We start from the raw sequence: 15,366 nt of genomic DNA on the forward strand, positions 1-15,366 counted from the left end.
TTCATGTCGCGGGACTTCGCCCCCGGGAGGAAATTTTCCCGCGGCCAAAATGCCTTGCTTCCCAGCACGGGCAATTGGCGGCGGTCGCATCGTGCTTGCGTTGGGGAGTCGCATCCTTGGAGATTGGCCGAAACGTCCCTCGCTTCGTCATCCACGGGCGAAGCAAGGGGCGAAGCGACGCGGCGAAGACCCGAGGATCCATTCCGTGCCCTTAACGCTTTGCTACGGTTCAGAATTTTTGCTCCGTCGCGCCTTTGATCCAGGTAATGGCATGGATCCCAGGGTCTTCGCGACGGAGCTTCGCTCCTGCTTCGCCCTGGGATGACGACATTGAGGCGGCTCGGCCAATCGCGAACGTCTGCGATTTGCTGCGTCGAGCAAACTACCCCGGATGCGTCATGTCCTCGGGCCGCACCAGCCGGTCGTAGTCGGCTTCGCTGACCAGCCCGGTGGCAAGAGCCTCCTCGCGCAGCGTGGTGCCGTTCTTGTGCGCGGTCTTGGCGATCTTGGCGGCGTTGTCATAGCCGATGCTGGGGGCGAGCGCCGTCACCAGCATCAGCGAGCGCTCGAGCGCCGCCTTGATGTTGTCTTCCCGCGCCTCGATGCCGACCACGCAATTGTCGGTGAAGGAAACGCAAGCGTCAGCGAGCAGCTGCACCGACTGCAGGAAATTGTAGGCCATCAGCGGGTTGTAGACGTTGAGCTCGAAATGGCCCTGGCTGCCGGCAAAGGTGAGCGCGGCATTGTTGCCGAACACCTGCACGCAGACCTGTGTCAGTGCCTCGCACTGTGTCGGGTTGACCTTGCCGGGCATGATCGAGGAGCCGGGCTCGTTTTCCGGCAGCGAGAGCTCGCCGAGGCCCGAGCGCGGGCCGGAGCCGAGCAGGCGGATATCGTTGGCGATCTTGAAGAGTGCGGCGGCGGCCGCGTTGATCGCGCCATGCGAGAACACCATGGAATCATGTGCCGCCAGCGCCTCGAACTTGTTCGGTGCGGTGACGAACGAAATGCCGGTGATGGCGGCGATCCGGTCCGCGACCTTTTCCGCAAAACCCACAGGCGCGTTGAGGCCGGTGCCGACAGCGGTGCCGCCCTGCGCCAGCTCCTGCAGGCCGGGCAGCGTCTGCTCGATGCGCTTGATCGAGGAGGCGACCTGAGCGGCATAGCCCGAGAATTCCTGGCCAAGCGTCAGCGGCGTGGCGTCCTGCGTGTGGGTGCGGCCGATCTTGATGATGTGGTTGAAGGCGCGGGCCTTGGCGTCGAGCGCCTTGTGCAGGTGGTGGAGCGCCGGGATCAGATGATGCGCGACCCGCTCGGCGCAGGCGATGTGCATGGCCGTCGGGTAGGTGTCGTTCGACGACTGGCTCATATTGACGTGGTCGTTCGGATGCACCGGCTTCTTGGTGCCCATCACGCCGCCGAGCATTTCGATCGCCCGGTTGGAGATCACCTCATTGGCGTTCATGTTGGACTGCGTGCCGGAACCCGTCTGCCAGACGACCAGTGGGAAGTGCTCGTCGAGCTTGCCGTCGATCACTTCCTGCGCGGCGTCCACGATCGCCTTGCCGATAACCGGGTCGAGCCGCTTCATCTCCATGTTCACCTCGGCTGCCGCGCGCTTGACGATGCCGAGCGCGCGCACGATGGAGGCGGGCTGCTTTTCCCAGCCGATCTTGAAATTGCCCAGCGAACGCTGCGCCTGCGCGCCCCAGTAGCGGCCGGACGCCACCTCGATGGGACCGAATGTATCGGTTTCGGTTCTGGTCGTTTCAGCGCCCACGGCAAGTCTCCGGTTGTCGATTTGCGCAAGGGCGTATCGCGTTGCACAAATGGCATCAAGCGGAGATTGAAGGCGAGGGGAATGCAAATCGGTTTGAAGGCTGGCTGATCTCTCCAACAAGGGGGAGGATCGGCTCTCACCCCAGCGGTGGCCCGACGAGATCGATGCCGTTTTCCGCGCAAAGGCTCGTCAGCGTCGCGATCATCTCGGGCGTCGGCACCGTCGGCTGCGGCAGTTCGGGCCGTTCTGCCGGCCGGCTTGCCTGGCGAACCATAGTCTCGAAATCCGAACCGCGCGTGACCGTAAGCGTATGCGCGCCGTCCGGGGACTCGACCCGATATGTGTGCGGCAGCCCTTTCGGGGCGATGATCGTTCCGCCGACGCTGGCGATCCGCTCGCGGCCGTCGATGACGAAGCGCATGCGTCCTTCCAGTATGTGAAACACCTCGTCCTCGTTCCTGTGCACATGCAGCGGCGGGGAATCGCCGTAAGGCAGCCGGTGCTCAATGACGCAGATGCCGTCCTCGCCGTCAGCCGACGAAACCTGGACGGCGACGAGCGTGTTGTTGAACCAAAGGAGTTCCTTGCCTGCGATGGCGCTGTTGATCATTGTCATGCTGTCTCTGCCTTGTGTTGGACCGCCAAGCGGCGTCTGAGCGACATAACCAGGGAGGGGCGGGCGACGGAAATCGAATGATCGTATGGGCTGAATTGATGCGATGAATTTGAATGCGCTCGATCTCAACCTGGTGAGGGTGCTCGACGCGCTTTTGCGCGAAAAAAGCGTGACGCGCGCCGGCGAACAGATCGGCCTCAGCCAGCCTGCCGTGAGTGCCGCGCTCAACCGACTGCGCCACGCGCTGAACGACCAGCTTTTCGTCCGCCGCGGCAACGACATGGTGCCCACCCCGCGTGCCGAAAGCTTGGCCGGGCCGGTGCGAGCGGCGCTGCGCGAGATCGAGCGTGCCTTCCAGCCGGCGAAGGACTTCGATCCGGCGAGACTGGAACGGACCTTCACTTTCATGGGCGCGGATTTCTTCTCCATGCTCTTGATGCCGCCCTTTGCCGCGCGCATCGCGGCGATGGCGCCGGCCGTGTCGCTGCGATTTCTGGACAGCGCGCGCGGCGACGTTTCGAAGCTGCTGCAGGAGGATGAGATCGACGCCGCGCTCGAACGTCCGCTGGAGGTTGCCGATTGGGTCTCTAGTACGCCTTTGTTCCATTCGCCGTTCGTGATCATTGCCGCAAAGGACAACGCCGCGGTCGGGCAGGCCGGGATCGCGGATGGCGGAGTTCTACCGATGGATCTGTTCTGCGATCTGCCTCATGTTCTCCGGTCCATCGACGGTTCGATGTCGGGCTCCACCGACGAGGCGCTCGACAGGATCGGGCGAAAGCGCCGAGTGAGCCTTGCCTTGCCGCATTTCCAGGCTGTCGTGCTGGCGGTGGCCAGCGGGAACTACATCGCCGCAGTCCCCAGGCAATTCGCGGTCTCCGCGGCCAGGAGCCTGCCGATCATGCTCTACGAGCCGCCGCTCGGCATCGCCGTGCCGGAAGTCAGGATGTACTGGCACGCCCGCCACGACGACGAGCCGCCGCATCGCTGGATCCGAGAGCAGATCCTCGCCGAGGTCAGCCAGCTCGGATTCAAGGAGTGGGGCAACACCGAAGACCGCGGCTCGCGGGCTTAGGCCTCATTCGCGGTATAGCCGCCGTCGCCCGGTGTTTGATCCAGCGCAAGGCTGAGTTTGGCCGTAGGTGCAACTATTAGGCCACCGTTGGGCTGCTCGTTGGTTTCACGGCCCTTAAGCGGTCGATTGCCGGTGTCGGTTCCATCGGTGCCTGCCGGGAGGATTTCGCTGTGAGGACGATGGTGAAGAGTGCGGCACTGGGGTTTGCCGCGGTTGTTGCGATGGCTGCTACGGCCCAGGCCGCCAGCACCGTTGAGGTTTCGTTGTGGGACAAAGGGGCGAACACGCCCATGACTACCGGCTTCGCCTATGGAACGCCAAATCTCGACATGTCGAAGGCAACCATGGGGATGACGGCCAAGCCCGCGACGGTGAAGGCCGGCAAGATCACGTTCAAGGTGAAGAATACGTCCAAGGATACCATCCACGAAATGATCGTGATGTATCGAGCGAATCCCAAGGACCCGCTTCCCTATATTGATGCCGAGAACCGGGTCGATGAGGACAAGGCCGGCGACAAGGGAGAGGTTTCCGAACTCGACCCGGGCGCCTCGGGCACGCTTACCGTGAACCTGAAACCCGGCAAATACGTGCTCATCTGCAATGTCCCCGGCCACTTCGCCACGGGCATGTGGACCGAGCTTACCGTCAAGCCGTAGCAGCCGAACCGGCGTTGAGGTGGCCTGCCTCGCGCATCCGTCGGCAGGCTGCCTTCCTGAAAGGGATCACCGGCCGAGCAGTGACCGTGATGTCGGCGAAAGCAGAAGCACCTGGGCTGGCTTCCTCAGGGCCGGCTCCAAAGCTTTCCGCAGATCCTGCCATGCCGGCAAACCGGCGAGGGCGGCCTGGCATCGGGCGTGCGCCGCTTCGTCGTCGAAACCGGTGACGGCGACGAAGACATTTTCGCCGACCCGCACCGGCAGGCGTGAAAAAGTGTTCTCGGCATGCTCGCTGACGAAGGCGCCGAGCAGCCGCGCGCCATTTGCCGCGAGCTGCGGAACCGCCTCCGTCCGGAAACGTTCCGCGAAGCTGGCCTCGGTGCCTGCGCGCATATGATGAATCGAAATCTCAACGATTCCGGCTAATCCGGCATCCTGGCTTGGTTTTCCGGCTTCCATGACGCTCGGCCGCTGCAACCCTGACAGGTCGAGGCCCGCACCCCGCCATGCCGGTTTCAGCAGCAGCACGTCGTCGGAATCGATCATCGTCGCATTGGCGGCGTCGCGATGCTCGGCCCAGACCGGGCCTTCGTAGAAGGCGGTGAGCGCGTTCTTCCTGGTCTCCATGTCCTCGAAGCCGCGCAGCCAGACGAACATGTCGGGGCGGTCGAGGTCGCGAAACTGGCCGATGACCGTCATGCCGGTCGCCTCCTGCGTCTCGACGAACTCCCGGTCGAACAGCGCAATCAGCGTTTCGCGCTGGCCGGGCTTGAGAGTGTATTGCCGGAGTTCGACGACCGGCGATGCAAGGCGAGCGGCATTTCGAGCAAGATTCATTGTCGACTCCAAAACAGGGTGTTTGTCCTGTTTCGCAAAACAAACCGGTTGTCCTGTTTTGTCAATCTGCTATCGTTCCTTTCCCTTCTCCCCCTTTGGGAGAAGGTGGATTGGCGCTCAGCGCTGAGACGGATAAGGGTGCTGGGCGGGTCGCTATCCTTGCCAAGCTGGAGCACTACTCATCCGCCTTCACTTCGTTCAGGCACCTTCTCCCACAGGGGCCCACAGGGGAGCAGGAGGAGATGGCAATGCGCAAAAAACGCACCAACGATCCCGAGGGCATGCGCCGCCGCGTGCTCGACGTGGCGGAAGACTCCTTCCAGGCGCGCGGCTATCACGCTTCCAGCCTCGGCGACCTGATGGCGGCGGCCGGCGTCACCGGCGGTGCGCTGCATCATCATTTCCCGACCAAGAAGGCGCTGGCGCTGGCGGTGATCGAGGAACGCGTGGCGGCAGCGGTCGAGGAAACCTGGGTCGCTCCGCTGCGGGCGGCGCCTTCGGCACGCCAGGGTGTGCGTACCGTGTTCGAGGCGGTGGCGGCGGACCTCGAACAGCAGGGCTTTGTGCGCGGCTGCCCGCTCAACAACCTGGCGCACGAACTATCGCTCGCCGACGCCGATTTCCGTCTGGCGCTGGCCGCCATCTTCGCCGGCTGGCGGCAGGCGATCGCCGACAAGGTGCGGGACGATCAGCGGATTGGCAGGGAGGGCGGGACCGATCCGGACCGCTTCGCGGCGCTGACCGTCGCGGCTTACTCCGGCGCCATGTCGATGGCCAAGACGGCGCAGGACGCTGGCGTGTTGCGGGAGTGTCTAGCGGGGTTGGAGAGTTCCGGGTCGTCGCCGTCGCAGAGCGCATTGCCAGAGAAGCGACGCCGCAGAGTGTTGCGACGGCAGCCAATTCGCTGAAGTTGGCGGGACAACCCCTCCGGGTCTGCCGACGTCTCATTGCTCGCCCTGCGGCCAGACCTCACTCCTTCAGCGGCTTGATCGTCTCGAATCCTACCTCGCTCTGCGCGTTGCTCCCTTCGTCATAGCGTCGCGCCAGCACTGCCTGCAGATCCGGCGAATAGAGCGCGGTGAAGCTGTCGACCACCGCGCCGGAATCGCCGGCGATCGTCTCGTTTACCGCCAGCACGTTGTATTTGCAGTCGCCGAGCTTGTAGGTTTCCCTGCCCTTGACGTTCAGCGCCAGCGTTTCCGTGCCCTTCGGCGTCTTCTTCGCCGAGAGCCGCACGAACTCGGTCTTGCTCTTGGCGCCGGCCTTCAGCGGAAACAGCTTCTTGATGTCGCCGAGCGGGATCATCGACAGTCGGCCGGTGTCGCTATCGCGAAAGACCTCGATCAGCCCGGCATAGAGATACTGCGTCTGCGGCGATTGCGACTGGTAGTCGTTGACGACCGCGACCATGCCGCCCGGCGCCGGCCGGAACTCGCTGCGGATGCCGGGTTTCTCCAGCACGAAGCCGGCCTTGGCGGCATTGGCGTCGACGCAGTCGGCTGCTTTGGCGGAACCGGCCAGCGCCAGCATGGCAAACACGAAGCCGATCGTGGTGGTCTTCATGGCGTCCTCCTCTGCCCGCCCTGGTTGCCTGGTGAGCAATGCCAGACCGCGGCTGCCCTGTCGACCTAAAGCATGTCTCCCGAAAGTGGGAACCGATTTCGGGACAAGGACATGCGTAAAATCGGAGACCTAAGCGATGGAGCGATCTGAAAGATCGCGAGGCGCTTTAGGAGCTTTTCATGCCCTGGCATGAAAAGCTCCTAGCGGCAAAACCGGAGGGCAAAACTGGACGAAGCGTGATCGGCGATGTTCAATCGTGTGACGATGAATCGCCGCTTGCCAGCAACCACCTCGCGCCGCGCTTTCCTCATGCGGATGGGAGGCATCGCCATGGCCGCCGGCTTGCCGCGCGCGGCTCTCGCCCAGACCGGCCGGCGCATCCAGCCGATCGACTCGACCTTCCTGTTCATCGCCGACATCCATGCCTGCCGCATGGCGCGCAAGCTGAACCCACATTGCGAGCAGGAAGGCAAGACCGACGCCGCGCTGCTGCGCAATGTGGCGGCGCTGAACGCAATCGAGGACAAAGAGTGGCCGGTCGAGATCAGCGGCGCCGCCACCGGCCTGCATTCGGCAGGCAGGCGCATCGGCACGCCGCTCGGCCTCGTCACCGGCGGTGACATCACCGACGACGGCGGCGGCCAGATCACCCAGCCGAGCGAGGGCACGCAACTCCTGCAGTTCAGCCAGCGCTACCAGCAAGGCATCGGGCCGGATCGCGTTCACATTGCGGTCTATGTCGGGCTCGGCAATCACGATCTCGACCAGAATGGACCGAAGCGCCATGTCGACTGGTACCGTCGCGAGATGCGCGACTATGTCGAGGTCAACCATCGCCCAGGCGTCTTCTTCAAGCCGCCGGTGCCGGCGACGAACTATGACGTCGACACCGACTGCTATTCCTGGGACTGGGGCGGCCTGCACCTCGTCCAGACGCATCGCTTCGCCGGCGATACCGGCCATGGCGCGCTGAGCAGCCTGCCTTGGTTGAAGCAGGATTTGGCGACCTATGCCGCCGACGGCCGCCCGGTGATCCTGTTCCAGCATTACGGCTGGGACCCCTTCTCGATTGAGCGCTGGGATCCGGCAAAACGCGCTTATGACGACGACGGCATCGGCCGCCCGCATTGGTGGGGCGAGGCCGACCGCCAGGCGCTGGTCGGCGTGCTGAAAGGCTACAATGTGATTGCCATCTTCCACGGCCATCAGCACGAGGTGCCGATGATCTACCAGCGCGACGGGTTGGACCTCATCAAGCCGAAGGCCGCCTATATGGGCGGCTTCGCGCTGGCGCGGGTGACCGATGACAACCTCGATGTCGTACTGGGCGAGGCGGCCGGTGACCATGGCGAGGTCGCCTTCACCAATGCGTTCTCCAAGCAGTTCGAGGCATGAAAAAGGCCGCCTGGAGGCGGCCTTTTGCGGGATCAGAGCGCCTTGCGGACCTTGTCCTTCACGTCGCCATAGGCCTTGCGCACCTTGCCGGCAATCTTTTCCGACACGCCTTCCACCTGCATGCGCCGGTTGCCCGTGGCCTTGCCGGCCGCCTGCTTGACCGAGCCCTTCACTTGCTTGGCAACTCCGACGACCTGATCCCTGTTCACCATATCCGCATCTCCTGGGCCTGGAATGGAGATGGATGCGAAGGCCGCATCCGACACGACAACGAACCGACAACGTTCGGGTTCCGCCGACCTGCCGGCTCGCGGCGGGACTTTCGGCGGGAAGCCTATGCTATCTCTTGTTTACGCAATTGCGGGCGGAAAACCGTTTCACACTTTTTCTGGAATTGCTTTAGCTTGACGCCGCAATCGGCATCAGGAGACACCGTGGCTGAGTTCACCCTATACATCGGCAACAAGTGCTTTTCGTCCTGGTCGCTCAGGCCCTGGGTGGCGATGCGACACCTGGAAATACCCTTCGAGGAGAGCTTCGTGCGGCTGCGCACGCCGGAGACCGCGGCCAATCTCGCCAAGGTCTCGCCGACTGGCCTCGTTCCGATGTTGAATCACAATGGCAGGATCGTCTGGGAAACCCTTGCCATCCTTGAATATCTGGCCGAGCTCTTTCCGGAGAAAAAGCTGTGGCCGGACGATCTCGGCGCCCGTGCCTTGGCGCGCTCGGTGGCGACCGAGATGCATTCCGGCTTCCGCGAGGTTCGCTATGGCTGGCCGATGAATCTGCGCCGGCCGAAGGCCCATAAGCCGCTCGATGCCGAGGGCGAGGCGCAGCGGGCGAGGATCGAGGCGATCTGGCGGCAATGCCGCGAGCAATATGGCCGGGGCGGCCCGTTCCTGTTCGGCCATTTCACCGCGGCCGATGCCATGTATGCGCCCATCGTCACCCGCTTCGACACCTATGGCGGGGAGCTCGCGCCCGTCACCCGCGCCTATGTCGATGCGATTTTGGCGACGCCGGCGATGCGGCATTGGTATGCGGAGGCCGCCAGGGAGCCCTGGCCCGAACCAGGGCCTCACGAGCAGGATTAGCTCTCAGCGCGCGGCGGTTTCGCCGCAATTGCGTCAACTGCTCTGATGGCGGGACTTCAAGAAACTCCGGCACGGCCTATGTGAAGGGTCGGGCGGATTCCGGAGATTTCACATGACATCCTCTAACTCCTCACTCGCCGGCAAGGTCGCGCTCGTCACCGGTGCCTCATCCGGCATCGGCGAAGCGACCGCCGCCGCACTTGCCGCCGCCGGCGCGAAGGTGGCCGTTGCCGCCCGCCGCATCGATCGCCTGGCGACGCTGGCTAGCCGCATCGACAAAGCCGGCGGCACCGCGCTCGCCATCGCAGCCGACATCGCCAAGGGCGGCGACGTTACCGCCATGGTCGACAAGGTCGTTTCCGAATGGGACCGGCTCGACATCCTCGTCAACAACGCCGGCGTCATGCTGCTGGCGCCCGCGGCCGAGGCCGATCTCGACGACTGGCGCCGCATGATCGAGCTCAACCTGATCGGCCTGATGGCCACCACCAAGGCGGCGCTGCCGCATCTCAAGGCCGCCAAGGGGCACATCGTGAACGTCTCCTCGGTCGCCGGTCGCGTCGCCAATCCCGGCGCCAGCGGCTATGCGGCGACCAAGTTCGGCGTGGTCGCCTTTTCGGAGTCGCTGCGCCGCGAGGTCTATGCCGACAAGGTGCGCGTCACCGTCATCGAGCCCGGCCTTGTGCGCACCGAGCTCGCCGACCACATCACCAACGAGGAATTCAAGGCCGGACTCGAGCACCGCCTCGCCACGATGGAAGCGCTGACCGCCGAGGATATCGCCAACGCCATCCTTTATGCCGTGAGCCAGCCGCCGCACGTCAACATCAACGAGATCCTGATCCGCCCGACCGATCAGGAGCGCTGAATTGCTTTCAAGCGCGGATGGCACTGGGCAAGAAGAATTGACCGGTGCCGCGTTTCGGCATAATACGTAACCAAATGGATACGTATCATGCCGCAAGCTGAGCAGGACCGTTCCGTCTTCCGCGCCATCGCCGACCCGACACGGCGCGCCATCCTGGACCGGTTGCGTCAGGGGCCGGCGCCGGTCAACGAACTGGCTTCCGCCTTCTCGCAAAGCCGGCCGGCCATTTCCAAGCATCTGAGGATCCTGCGCGAGCTCAACGTCGTCTCCGAGCAACGGCAGGGGCGCGAGCGCGTCTACCGGCTGGAGCCGGCCGAACTGAAGGATGTCGCCGACTGGATCCTGCCTTACCGCGATTTCTGGCAGCACAGCCTCGGCAATCTGAAATCCTATCTGGAGAGCGCCAATCGGGAGGAAGACTGATGGCCAGCAGCGACAGTCCGCGCGCGATCGCCGATATCTCCGCCGGCACCATCCTTGCCACCGTGACGATCGCCGCGCCGCCCGAGCGCGTCTTTTGCGCCATCACCGCCGAGGACCAGATCCCGCTCTGGTGGGGCGCCGACGACATGTACCGGACGACGAAACATACGGCCGATGTCCGGCCTGGCGGCGCCTGGCGCTCGGAAGGCAGGGGCGCAGATGGCCGCGATTTCAATGTCGGCGGCGAACATATCGAGGTCGAGCCGCCGCACCGCCTAATGATGACCTGGATAGCGCCGTGGGATGGCGACAACGTCACGACCGTCACCTACACGCTGGAGCCGGTGGAAAACGGCACCCGGCTGACGCTGCGCCACGACGGCTTCGGTTCGCGCAAGGAATCCTGCCGCGACCACGGCTCCGGCTGGGAACGCGTGCTGGGCTGGCTCGGCGATTTTCTGTCCAAGGAGACCTGTGCCAAACCGCCGTCGGTCTTTCACTGCCGGATGATCCCGCCAAGGCCGGATTTCGCCTTCACCATGACGGAGGAAGAAAGGGCGCTGATGAACGCGCATGCCGACTATCTGCGCGGCCAGCTTCGCGCCGGCACTATGATGCTGGCCGGACCTATCGCCGATCCCTGGGGCCTGCTGATCCTGCGCGTCGGCAGCGAGGCCGAGGCCAGAGCGGTGACCGACGGCGACCCGACGGTGCGTTCGGGCCGCGGCTTCCGCTATGAGATCCTGCCGATGATGAGCACGATCATGTGAGGCCGAAAGCAAAAACGCCTCTCGCGCTTTTCACGGCGCGGGAGGCGTCTTTGTCGTCAGCCTTTCTCGATTGCTCGTGAACTGCTAGCGACAGGGCCAAAACTCGCAGCCGGCGAAAGGGTTCCCGGCAAAATAAAAAAATCTTGTTCGGTCGGCGTGGGCGCGTTTCCGGGCTCTGTGCTAAAGGCACTGCCCACATGAGGATCGCCTTGCCGCACGACCATTCCTTCCTGAGCCTGACGGACGCATCCGCCGCCTTCGACTGCCAGAGCTGCGGCGCCTGCTGCGCCTATTCGGCCGACTGGCCGCGCTTCTCCACCGAGGAGGATGCCGAGCTGGATCGCATCCCGCAAGAGCTGGTCGCCGCCGATCAGTCCGGCATGCGTTGCGAGGGCGGCCGCTGTGCCGCGCTTGGCGGCGAGGTGGGCAAGGGAACGGCCTGCGCGATCTACGAAGTCCGCCCGCATGTCTGCCGCGCCTGCATGCCCGGCGGCGACGACTGCCTGATGGCAAGGGCGGCGTATGGGCTGGCGCTCGAACTGCCAATCTCCCCCCTCGTGGGGGAGATGCCCGGCAGGGCAGAGGAGGGCGCTGTCCCGCCGGCGTCTCAACTGAGCTTCCGTCGCACACCGGAGTAGATTCTCGGCCAAGAGGGCAGAGGTAGCGATCCTTCGCGCCCCCTCTGGCCTGCCGGCCATCTCCCCCACTTGGGGGGAGATTACGCTCTCGCGCCCGCTTGCCCAGCTTCACACCTCCCGGTACCTTGCCGCGCGGGCAGGGCCGTGGAGGAAACCGTGAGCATCGAATTCCTGTTGACGTCGCTGATTATCGTCGCTTCGCCCGGCACCGGCGTTCTCTACACGCTGAGCGCCGGCCTTTCGCGCGGCGCGCGCGCCTCGATCGTCGCCGCCTTCGCCTGCACTCTGGGCATCATCCCGCATATGGCGGCCGCCGTCACCGGCCTTGCCGCGGTGCTGCACACCAGCGCCGTCGCCTTCGAGACGCTGAAATATCTCGGCGTCGCCTATCTGCTCTACATGGCCTGGAACACGCTGAAGGAGAAAGGCGGCTTGAGCGTCGACGAGAACGTCGCCCCGCGCTCCGCCGCCAGGATCGTCACCTCCGGCATCTTGATCAACATCCTCAACCCGAAACTGTCGATCTTCTTCTTTGCCTTCCTGCCGCAATTCGTCAGCATCGGGGAGCCGCACGCGCTCGGCAAGATGCTGGAGCTCTCCGGCGTCTTCATGCTGATGACCTTCGTCGTCTTCGCGATCTACGGCGTGTTCGCCGCCTCGGTGCGCAGCCACGTCGTGTCGCGGCCGATGGTGCTGACCTGGATGCGCCGCACCTTCGCCGGCGCCTTCGTGATGCTCGGCGCCAAGCTGGCGCTGGCGGATCGCTAATTCGCAGCGGCCGGCTCGCCATCGGTTTCGGAAGCGACGAGGCTTCCGAAACCAGGCGCGGGCCGAACGCCAAGGCGCCAGGCCGAGGGCGGCACGCCGATCATCTTCTTGAAGGCTCGGCTGAACGCCGCCTCGGATTCGTAGCCGATATCCGCGGCGATGCTCGCGACGTTGATGTTGCCGGCGCTGAGCAGCTCAGAGGCGATCTGCATACGCCATTTGGCAAGATAGTGCATCGGCGGCATGCCGACGAGCCTGGTGAATCGTTCGGCGAGCACTGTGCGCGACAGCGCGGCTTCCCGCGCCAGCGCCTCCACCGTCCAGTTATGCGCCGGTCGGTCGTGGATCAGCGCCAACGCCTTGCTCAGATGCGGATCGCGCAGGCCCGCCAGCCAGCCGGTTTGCTGCGGCGGCAGCGATTCCACGTAGCGGCGCAGGACGTCGACGAACATCAGCTCGCTGAGCTTGGTCAGCACGGTCTCGCTGCCCGCCCGCTTTTCCGCGACCTCCGATACGGCGAGCTTGATGAACTGGCCGAGCCAGCCGCCATCGCCCTTCACGTCCCCGGCCTTGATGACCGGCGGCAGCGCCTCGAGCAGCGGATTGAAGGGCAGGGCGTCGCAAGCGAGATAGCCGCACACCAGGCGAGCCGACAACGATCCGTCCTTGACGAAGTTGATGGGGAACGGCGTCTGGCTGGCGGCCGCGATCTCCAGCACATCCGCGGTCGGCGGATCGGCCCGAACGTCGGGCGTGCTCGACATGATATGCGGGTCGCTGTTGGTGAAGACCACGACCTCGCCGGCCTCCACGGGAATCGCCTCCTTGCCGATGATGCGGGCAAAGCAGCGGCCCTCGGTGAGCACATGGTAGGAGATCAGGTGGTCCGCGCCGGGCAGGATCCTCGGCAATATCGCAGCAGGGGCGGGCGAGCAGACCGCCCATGGGTCCTGAGCCTCGATGTCGAAGAACGTCGCACCGGTAAGGCGCACCGTTTTCAACAGGTCAGACAGAGCGTCCCCGGCCATTCCACCCAAGTCCCGCTAGAGCAATTCCAGAAAAAGTGTGAGCGGTCTTCCGTCCGGAATTGCGTCAAAACAAGAAGATAGAGCGGTTCGCCGTTTCCGTGAAACGGTGAAACGCTCTAGAGCAATTCCAGGAAAAGTGTGAGCGGTTTTCCGTCCGGAATTGCGTCAAAACAAGAAGATAGAGCGGTTCGCCGTTTCCGTGAAACGGTGAAACGCTCTAGCCGCGCGACATCCCTTTCGAGTTCCGGACGCGCTGTCAAGCGAGGCGGACGCCGCGTCATTCCGTTCGTGGCCGGAAGCTTTAAACCCTGCCGGTGCCGAGCTTCGTCCCCAAACCGGACGCTCGAGCGCAATCGAACTCAAGGAAGGATGTAAGTCATGACGGTACACAAGGGCGGGTGTTTTTGCGGCGCCGTGGAGATCGAAGTGCACGGAACCGCCGAGGCGATGGGCTATTGCCACTGCAGTTCCTGTCGTTCGTGGTCGGCGTCTCCCGTGAACGCCTTCACGTTGTGGAAGCCGCAGAACGTCAAGGTCACCAAGGGTGCCGAGTTCCTGTCCGGCTTCGGGAAGTCGAAGATGAGCGAGCGCCAATTCTGCACCAAATGCGGCGGTCATCTGATGACGGATCACCCGCCGCTCGGCCTGGTCGACGTCTATGCGGCCACCATACCGACGGTGGCATTCACGCCGGGCGTCCATGTCAATTACGCCGAGACGGTCCTGCCGATGAAGGACGGCTTGCCGAAGCTCAAGGATTTTCCGGTCGAGCTCGGCGGCTCCGGCGTGAGCCTGCCGGAATAGCCCGGCGATGACGCACGACCTCCACGAACCACACTCAACGACAGGAGAATATGCATGGACATCGCGACATTTCGCGCCACGCAGGAGCCGATCAAGGATCTTTATCGCAAGGATGCCCGGGCGGCGCTTCTCACGCTGAAGGCCAAGGGCAGCGCCGACGACTCCAAGGTGACATGCAAGGTCGAGACCGGCCGCGGCCTCGCTCTGGCAGGCATCCATCCGAAGGCCGGCGGCAGTGGGCAGGAGCTTTGCTCGGGCGACATGCTGCTGGAGGCGCTGATCGCCTGCGCCGGCGTCTCGATGCGGGCTGCCGCCGCCGTGCTGGAGATTCCGATCCAGTCGGCCGAAATCTCCGCCGAGGGCGACGTCGATCTTCGCGGCACGCTGGGCGTCACCGAAGGCGTGCCGGTCGGCTTCAAGGAGATCCGCCTGCGCTTCGACATCGAGACGGACGCTCCGCAAAACCGGCTGACCCAGCTGATGGAGCTCACCGACCGCTACTGCGTGATCTTCCAGACGATCCAGCGCAGCCCCAAGACCTTCGTGAAGCTCAACAGGATCGCGCGGTAAAGCGAGTTGCCCGGAATCCTGACCTTGGCGGGGGGATTTCGGGCGGGGCCCGAGCGCGGCCTTCCGCGCCAGGCCCTATCCCTTCACATAGCCCATGGCTTCAACGATCCGTCCGTCCGCGACGCGCATCAGGTTGACGCCGCGCAGCGAGTTGCCGTCGGCCCTCCAGAAGCGCCAGCGGATCGTCGCCCGGTCGCCGGCGACGAAAGTTTCTTCGAGATCGAAGCGCGTGCCGGGCGCGGTGGCGATCGCCGACCACAGCTCGACGCAGGCGGCCTTGCCGGTCCGGCGGGCGCCATCCGGCGCCGGGGTCGTGTTCTCGATCACGCAGTCATCCGCCACCAGTTCGACGAGCGCGGACGGGTCGTGACGCTGGAAGACGTCGTTGTAGCGCCGCATGATCTCGGCCGTTTCGGCAGAGCGTTTGGCCGTGGCGACGTCGAGGACCAATTCCTGGGTCATTGGATATTCTCCTTCC

The 15,366-nt window shown here is 64.3% G+C and carries 18 protein-coding genes and 1 pseudogene; 12 read left to right on the top strand and 7 right to left on the bottom strand.

What is annotated here, in order from left to right; all coding sequences use genetic code 11:
• Positions 1–382: 382 nt before the first annotated feature.
• Complete coding sequence (fumC, locus tag P9236_RS17155) at positions 383–1,780, bottom strand: class II fumarate hydratase (RefSeq protein WP_278075826.1); 1,398 nt, start codon at positions 1,778–1,780, stop codon at positions 383–385.
• Between the two features lie 136 nt (positions 1,781–1,916).
• Entirely contained in the window at positions 1,917–2,396 is a 480-nt protein-coding gene (locus P9236_RS17160) for a cupin domain-containing protein (RefSeq protein WP_278075827.1), read from the bottom strand.
• 103 nt (positions 2,397–2,499) lie between these two features.
• Here P9236_RS17160 and P9236_RS17165 point away from each other — a divergent pair, with 103 nt between their 5' ends.
• Together P9236_RS17165 and P9236_RS17170 are read left to right on the top strand one after the other, a co-directional pair.
• Complete coding sequence (locus P9236_RS17165) at positions 2,500–3,471, top strand: LysR family transcriptional regulator (RefSeq protein ID WP_278075828.1); 972 nt, start codon at positions 2,500–2,502, stop codon at positions 3,469–3,471.
• A gap of 179 nt (positions 3,472–3,650) precedes the next feature.
• The gene (locus P9236_RS17170) at positions 3,651–4,130 is read left to right on the top strand and encodes a sulfocyanin-like copper-binding protein (RefSeq protein ID WP_278075829.1); all 480 of its coding nucleotides are present in this window, start codon (positions 3,651–3,653) and stop codon (positions 4,128–4,130) included.
• A 66-nt stretch (positions 4,131–4,196) separates the two neighbouring features.
• Here the strand turns inward: P9236_RS17170 and P9236_RS17175 are convergent, their stop codons facing one another.
• On the bottom strand, positions 4,197–4,967 hold the full coding sequence (locus P9236_RS17175; RefSeq protein ID WP_278075830.1) for an NIPSNAP family protein: 771 nt from the start codon (positions 4,965–4,967) through the stop codon (positions 4,197–4,199).
• A 248-nt stretch (positions 4,968–5,215) separates the two neighbouring features.
• On the opposite strand from P9236_RS17175, the gene P9236_RS17180 reads away from it, so the two are divergent.
• The gene (locus P9236_RS17180; RefSeq protein WP_278075831.1) at positions 5,216–5,875 is read left to right on the top strand and encodes a TetR/AcrR family transcriptional regulator; all 660 of its coding nucleotides are present in this window, start codon (positions 5,216–5,218) and stop codon (positions 5,873–5,875) included.
• Between the two features lie 61 nt (positions 5,876–5,936).
• On the opposite strand, the gene P9236_RS17185 is transcribed toward P9236_RS17180, so the two are convergent.
• The gene (locus P9236_RS17185; RefSeq protein ID WP_278075832.1) at positions 5,937–6,530 is read right to left on the bottom strand and encodes a hypothetical protein; all 594 of its coding nucleotides are present in this window, start codon (positions 6,528–6,530) and stop codon (positions 5,937–5,939) included.
• A 264-nt stretch (positions 6,531–6,794) separates the two neighbouring features.
• On the opposite strand from P9236_RS17185, the gene P9236_RS17190 reads away from it, so the two are divergent.
• Complete coding sequence (locus tag P9236_RS17190) at positions 6,795–7,925, top strand: metallophosphoesterase (RefSeq protein ID WP_278075878.1); 1,131 nt, start codon at positions 6,795–6,797, stop codon at positions 7,923–7,925.
• A gap of 32 nt (positions 7,926–7,957) precedes the next feature.
• Here the strand turns inward: P9236_RS17190 and P9236_RS17195 are convergent, their stop codons facing one another.
• Positions 7,958–8,137 carry a CsbD family protein gene (locus tag P9236_RS17195; RefSeq protein ID WP_278075833.1) on the bottom strand — a complete coding sequence of 60 codons (180 nt, stop codon included), beginning with the start codon at positions 8,135–8,137 and terminating at the stop codon, positions 7,958–7,960.
• A 222-nt stretch (positions 8,138–8,359) separates the two neighbouring features.
• Here P9236_RS17195 and P9236_RS17200 point away from each other — a divergent pair, with 222 nt between their 5' ends.
• The 6 genes and pseudogenes from P9236_RS17200 to P9236_RS17225 all read left to right on the top strand — a co-directional run bounded on the left by P9236_RS17200 (position 8,360) and on the right by P9236_RS17225 (position 12,486).
• Entirely contained in the window at positions 8,360–9,019 is a 660-nt protein-coding gene (locus P9236_RS17200) for a glutathione S-transferase family protein (protein WP_278075834.1), read from the top strand.
• Positions 9,020–9,131: 112 nt separating this feature from the next.
• Positions 9,132–9,887 carry an SDR family NAD(P)-dependent oxidoreductase gene (locus P9236_RS17205; protein ID WP_278075835.1) on the top strand — a complete coding sequence of 252 codons (756 nt, stop codon included), beginning with the start codon at positions 9,132–9,134 and terminating at the stop codon, positions 9,885–9,887.
• A gap of 87 nt (positions 9,888–9,974) precedes the next feature.
• The gene (locus P9236_RS17210; protein ID WP_278075836.1) at positions 9,975–10,310 is read left to right on the top strand and encodes a metalloregulator ArsR/SmtB family transcription factor; all 336 of its coding nucleotides are present in this window, start codon (positions 9,975–9,977) and stop codon (positions 10,308–10,310) included.
• Complete coding sequence (locus tag P9236_RS17215; protein ID WP_278075837.1) at positions 10,310–11,080, top strand: SRPBCC domain-containing protein; 771 nt, start codon at positions 10,310–10,312, stop codon at positions 11,078–11,080. The genes P9236_RS17210 and P9236_RS17215 overlap by 1 nt, the downstream gene beginning before the upstream one ends.
• A 197-nt stretch (positions 11,081–11,277) precedes the next feature.
• Positions 11,278–11,616 (top strand): annotated as a pseudogene (locus tag P9236_RS17220) (YkgJ family cysteine cluster protein); the annotation flags it as partial.
• A 258-nt stretch (positions 11,617–11,874) separates the two neighbouring features.
• Positions 11,875–12,486 carry a LysE family translocator gene (locus P9236_RS17225; RefSeq protein WP_278075838.1) on the top strand — a complete coding sequence of 204 codons (612 nt, stop codon included), beginning with the start codon at positions 11,875–11,877 and terminating at the stop codon, positions 12,484–12,486.
• Here P9236_RS17225 and P9236_RS17230 read toward each other — a convergent pair.
• Positions 12,483–13,514 (bottom strand): AraC family transcriptional regulator, encoded by a 1,032-nt coding sequence (locus P9236_RS17230; protein WP_278075839.1) that lies wholly within the window; start codon positions 13,512–13,514, stop codon positions 12,483–12,485. The genes P9236_RS17225 and P9236_RS17230 overlap by 4 nt on opposite strands.
• Before the next feature lie 378 nt (positions 13,515–13,892).
• Between P9236_RS17230 and P9236_RS17235 the strand changes: the two genes are divergently transcribed.
• Positions 13,893–14,318, top strand: a complete 426-nt coding sequence (locus tag P9236_RS17235) for a GFA family protein (RefSeq protein ID WP_278075840.1) — start codon at positions 13,893–13,895, stop codon at positions 14,316–14,318.
• A 54-nt stretch (positions 14,319–14,372) separates the two neighbouring features.
• Positions 14,373–14,888: an OsmC family protein gene (locus P9236_RS17240; protein ID WP_278075841.1), complete on the top strand. Its 516-nt coding sequence runs from the start codon at positions 14,373–14,375 to the stop codon at positions 14,886–14,888.
• A 75-nt stretch (positions 14,889–14,963) separates the two neighbouring features.
• On the opposite strand, the gene P9236_RS17245 is transcribed toward P9236_RS17240, so the two are convergent.
• Entirely contained in the window at positions 14,964–15,350 is a 387-nt protein-coding gene (locus P9236_RS17245; protein WP_278075842.1) for a nuclear transport factor 2 family protein, read from the bottom strand.
• Positions 15,351–15,366 lie beyond the last annotated feature (16 nt).

The sequence above is a fragment of the Mesorhizobium sp. WSM4884 genome (assembly GCF_029625675.1).
Lineage (GTDB): Bacteria > Pseudomonadota > Alphaproteobacteria > Rhizobiales > Rhizobiaceae > Mesorhizobium.